At 45.6% G+C, this 3,057-nt stretch carries 6 protein-coding genes; 2 read left to right on the top strand and 4 right to left on the bottom strand.

The annotated features are described in order from the left end of the window. Positions 1 to 41 precede the first annotated feature (41 nt). Entirely contained in the window at positions 42 to 542 is a 501-nt protein-coding gene (locus IQ260_RS29350; protein WP_193996596.1) for a GNAT family N-acetyltransferase, read from the bottom strand. Between the two features lie 201 nt (positions 543 to 743). On the opposite strand from IQ260_RS29350, the gene IQ260_RS29345 reads away from it, so the two are divergent. Beyond that, positions 744 to 1,091: a hypothetical protein gene (locus tag IQ260_RS29345; protein WP_193996595.1), complete on the top strand. Its 348-nt coding sequence runs from the start codon at positions 744 to 746 to the stop codon at positions 1,089 to 1,091. An 8-nt stretch (positions 1,092 to 1,099) separates the two neighbouring features. Here the strand turns inward: IQ260_RS29345 and IQ260_RS29340 are convergent, their stop codons facing one another. The 3 genes from IQ260_RS29340 to IQ260_RS31950 form a co-directional block, all read right to left on the bottom strand. Then, positions 1,100 to 1,501, bottom strand: coding sequence for an ExbD/TolR family protein (locus tag IQ260_RS29340; protein WP_193996594.1), 402 nt, complete (start codon positions 1,499 to 1,501; stop codon positions 1,100 to 1,102). Positions 1,502 to 1,629: 128 nt separating this feature from the next. Further along, positions 1,630 to 2,430 (bottom strand): hypothetical protein, encoded by an 801-nt coding sequence (locus IQ260_RS29335; RefSeq protein WP_193996593.1) that lies wholly within the window; start codon positions 2,428 to 2,430, stop codon positions 1,630 to 1,632. Further along, a complete protein-coding gene (locus IQ260_RS31950) occupies positions 2,427 to 2,627 on the bottom strand; it encodes a helix-turn-helix domain-containing protein (protein ID WP_228016547.1) in 201 nt (66 codons plus the stop codon). Before IQ260_RS31950 ends, IQ260_RS29335 begins: the two co-directional genes overlap by 4 nt. A 128-nt stretch (positions 2,628 to 2,755) precedes the next feature. On the opposite strand from IQ260_RS31950, the gene IQ260_RS29325 reads away from it, so the two are divergent. After that, a partial coding sequence (locus IQ260_RS29325) for a DNA cytosine methyltransferase (RefSeq protein ID WP_193996592.1) occupies positions 2,756 to 3,057 on the top strand: 302 nt, incomplete at its 3' end.

Raw genomic sequence — 3,057 nt, 5'->3', positions numbered from 1 at the left:
TTCCCACCCAGTACTCCACTGTTGTACAGTTCCCCATTCCCCTAAAGAGACTTTTCAAACCATTCCACATCCCAATAGCGCTCAAACTTGCGACCGACTTCTCGGTAGTAGCCCACACGGTGGAAGCCAAACTTTTGATGTAGAGTAATAGACCCAGAATTGGGCAACGTGATCCCCGCGTAGGCCCGATGCACATCCTCATCCGCCAGGGCATCAAACAGCGCCTGATAAAGCTGGGTGCCAATGCCCTGTCCCTGGGCTTGAGGCGCTAAATAAATACTCGTTTCGACTGACGTATCATAGGCCGCCTTAGTTCTAAATTGACTACTCGTGGCATAGCCCACCACCGCCTCGTCTTGCTCAGCCACCAGCAAGCGATGACGACCCTGGGGTGCATAGTGACACCACCAGTGATCTCGCCGTCGTTCGAGGGTGTAAGGTTCGATGTCAAATGTGATGGTGGTATTGAGAATGTAGTAGTTATAAATGTCCGTTAGGGGGGTAAGATCGCTGTCCTGAGGAAGACGGATGGTAGTCACCATAGGGGTTTTAAAGAATAAGAAGCCGTTTGCCCAGGATGATATCAGGCATTGGTGGCCCCCGTAGATATTCACAAACGTATGGCTCTTGGAATCCGTATAAATACGGAATTAGTTATGTATTTCTATGTTTTTTTCCTGTCCACAGGTGGTTTGACAGAATGCTGAACTATGTCAAGGTCAGTAGCCCATAGGAGTTCCAAATTGCAACCCGTTACTTGGTTTGATTCCACCCTCGAAGTTTTACCTGATTACTATCTCAACTGTGATAGTGCCAAGCGTCTTTGGCAAGACTGGCGAGTCTTGAGGCGTTTATTTATTCGCCGTGACCACAGCCGTGATTTGTTGCTCCATGGACAGGATGGCTGGTTGCCAATCCATGGGATGACGGTCCATCGACAATTGTTGAGCATCACCACTGATGAAGGTGAAATGGTGCTAAATATGGATGAGCCGGTTGTATGGCTCAGTCGGGCGAATCCGGCGAATACACAAATTACCCGACACTCTAGTAGACACCCTGGAAACCAGGCTAACTGGTGTTCGGTTTAGACCAGCGCCTACGGTTGCTGTGTCGCGATTCCCAACCGGACTCCTTCCAAATCTCGAATCCGATCCATCGCGGCTACGACCTGTCCATGGGGGGTAGCGGCATCCGCCCGCACGGTTACCAGGGCTGGCTGTCCTGGTGCAATGAGTGCCTGCACGTCAGCTGGCAGCGCTTCTAGGGTAACTGGCTGGGTTCCCAGATACAGCTCGCCATCGGCAGTAATTGTTAGTGTCAGCGTCGCTTCATCTTGGTTTTCTGCTGTCGTTGCTGTTGGTAGGGTGACTGGCAGTCCTTCTGCACGGGTTAGGTACAGTGTGGACAGGATAAAAAAGGCGAGCACTGCGAATACCACGTCGATCATCGGCACGATGTTGATGGTCAAACGGGGGTCTTCGTCGGGAGGGAGTTGCATGGATGGAGAGTGAGGGCTGTAGGAAAGAGCACGGGCAGGTTAGAGTTAGCTAAGGCAGCATTAGAATTCGCTGCTCAGAGTGAAAAGTAGCAAAGTGCAAGTATGGGGCAATAGAAAGCTCCAACGGTTTATGTACTGATTAACTCCACTAAATCTGAGGTCCAAAATCCAGGCTCAATTCTCAACCTGTTTGAATATCTGTCCGAATATTGAGCATGTTTTTCGAAGTTCTTTGCCTCAGCATATAAAAACTTCCACTCCATTGTCCTTGCAAAAAGACAGGCCGCAACAATATCTATTTCCCCTACTTGATAGTATCTGTTCCTGCGTGTATCTCCATCTTCATTAGTAGAGTTTCGAGTTCTTTGAAAGTCAATCGTCATAGGAGACTGGCTAAACTGATTAATAAAATCATTATCTGGCAACTGACCAAGTTTTGGATGTGGAACTTTCGAAGCACTGTACTGATATTTTACCAATCCAGACTCTCTATATTTCTGTGGGAGTCGCTTAAAAAAGTTTTTCAGGTTAGATGAAGATAAATTTTGAAGAGAGTTTTTTAATGGACCTATCTCTCGAAGAATGTTTTCAATCAATAAGCTTGACAAATGGCCTTGCTCTGCAAGGTACTCTACATAACCCAATTGAGAACTTTTATTATTAGATGTTTTGATTACTTCTACATTCTTACATTCCAAAGTAATGGGCTTTCCCTGCACTTGAAGATAAAAATCTTTTTCCATATCGCCTAAAGCACTACGGTAATCATCAATATCTCCTCTCTGCATTAAATTTTCTAGAACTTTTTCGAGGTGCTTTTCTGCTACTGCACCTCGCACTGCCATGTAGGCCCTCGGATTGTACTGGAAGACTTCAGCAAGTTCTTGAGATGTCAATCCTGTGGCTTCGTAAAGATTAAACTCTGTCATGATGACTCCTTGTAGTAAGCCACCAGATCAGATATTGAGCAATCAAGATGTTTGCAAAGTGTATCTAGCACTGCCAAGGTTGTATTGTAATCTGGGCGTGAACCTATAGCTTCAAGAGTTGCCTTAGATAGGCCTGTCATCTCTGCAAGTTGCTGATATGTCAATTTCTTGCCGTGCTTCTGACTGTATAAAGCCATTGCTGTTCGCAATTTTACCTCTATCACTTGTATTCCTAATACAATTTCGCTATGCTTGGTACAAAGGATCTTTAAAGGTGCCCCTATTTGCCCAAAGTGCATATTATAGGGCAGTTCAACATTAGACTATGCTCAAAACAATTAGCCTTTACACTGGTGCTGGTGGTCTAGACTTAGGACTTGAAGCTGCTGGATTTGACACAACCATTGCCATTGAAATAGATAAGTGGGCTTGTGAAACATTGAAATATAATCGGCCAAACTGGAATCCGATTCAGCGAAGCATACATGTTGTAAGCAGTGAAGAAGTTAAGGAACTTGGTGGATTTATTCATGATGAACCAGCTTTGCTAATTGGTGGTCCCCCATGTCAACCTTTTTCAAAATCTGCCTACTGGTCTAGGGGGGATACAAAAAGGTTAGATGATCC

It is taken from the genome of Leptolyngbya cf. ectocarpi LEGE 11479, from assembly GCF_015207065.1.
Lineage (GTDB): Bacteria > Cyanobacteriota > Cyanobacteriia > Phormidesmidales > Phormidesmidaceae > Leptothoe > Leptothoe ectocarpi.
The sequence above is the reverse complement of the archived record's forward strand: the minus strand, read 5'-3'. Positions and strand labels throughout refer to the sequence as shown.